We start from the raw sequence: 1,424 nt of genomic DNA, 5'->3' as shown, positions 1-1,424 counted from the left end.
CTTCAATATTATTTAAGAGTCGATGAATACCAGCTACTCCTACATCATAAATACGGCGAACTTTACACCCGAGTATTTCTGCAGTTACTGCAGCTTCTTCTGCCACAGGCAAGTCAGAGGTTCCTGCACAAACAATGGCAATATATCCTTCAAAAAAAGAATCCTGATCCGAGTCCTTCCAAAAGAGAATTTTTGCTACCTCGTTATATGCAAAACTCGGGCATGCTTCAAGCACTTGATTTGCTTTTTCTTTTGATATTCGCGTCACAAGCACCGACTTATCTTTCAGTTGCAGCGCTTTAATAATAGAAATGATTTGTTCGGCTGTTTTCCCTTCACCAAATACTACTTCTGAAAAACCTTGACGTTTTTTCCGATGATAATCTACCTTAGCAAAACCTAGATCCTCATATGTAGCTAACTCTTTTTCAGCATCTGCCACAGTTAGTTTCCCTTGCTGAACTTGTTTCAAAATTTCTTTTATCATTGTTCGTCACACACCTTAGATTGTTTATTCAGTGAAGTTTAGTGTCACTACTCCACTTTGGATAAAGCTTGATTCATACTACCACTTTGATAACCAGTCAAATCTAATGTAATATATTTATAGCCTAGTCCCTTCAATTTCTTAGTGATGATATTGTTTTTTTCCATAATAAAGTTCATATCCTGAGGTTCCACTTCAATTCTAGCAATCTCTTTATGGGTTCGAACTCTCACTTGAGCAACCCCTAGTTCTTTTAAATAGGCTTCTGCTTTTTCTACTTTGGTTAATTTTTCTTTCGTAATATACTCACCGTAAGCAATTCTAGAAGATAAGCAAGCAAATGAAGGCTTATTCCAAGTTGGTAACTGTAATTGCTGAGATAACTCTCTAATTTCTTTTTTAAACAAATTAGCCTCTAGTAAAGGTCCTCGTATTCCCTTTTCCTTTGCAGCCTTCATGCCAGGTCGGTGTTCATTCATATCATCCGCTATAGCACCATATACAATCGTTTTAAAATGGTATTCCTCAATAATTGGCTTCAGATGATCAAATAAGCTACTTTTACAAAAATAACATCTATTTTTATTGTTTTCCGAATAGCCTGGAATAGCTAATTCTGATGTCTCAATGATCTGATGCCTTACCCCAATTTGCTTTGCTAGCACCTTGGCTTCTTCTAGTTCACTTGATGGATAGGTCTCAGAATCTGCAGTTACTGCAATCACATTTTCATTTCCTAATGTCTCAACAGCCACTTTTAATAAGAAAGTGCTATCGACTCCTCCTGAAAAAGCTACAACAACTGATTCCATATCTCGAAGAATAGAAGTTAAAACCTCGTATTTTTTGTCCAACATGTTCTTATCCTCCCGTCTTTGACAATCTTCTTACTTTTAAATTGTCATGCTTCCAAATCCACCATCAACCCGTATTAGCG

2 protein-coding genes are annotated in these 1,424 nt (G+C 36.6%); both read right to left on the bottom strand.

What is annotated here, in order from left to right; all coding sequences use genetic code 11:
- Positions 1 to 487, bottom strand: a 487-nt coding sequence (locus AC1DRF_RS27720) for an AIR carboxylase family protein (protein WP_477742271.1), incomplete at its 3' end; no start/stop codon positions are given.
- 47 nt (positions 488 to 534) lie between these two features.
- Complete coding sequence (gene larE / locus AC1DRF_RS27715) at positions 535 to 1,344, bottom strand: ATP-dependent sacrificial sulfur transferase LarE (protein ID WP_427090750.1); 810 nt, start codon at positions 1,342 to 1,344, stop codon at positions 535 to 537.
- Positions 1,345 to 1,424: the final 80 nt, after the last annotated feature.

This window comes from Priestia sp. P5_B4, assembly GCF_056400385.1.
Note: the sequence above shows the minus strand (reverse complement) of the source record. Positions and strands in the feature narration are given on the sequence as shown.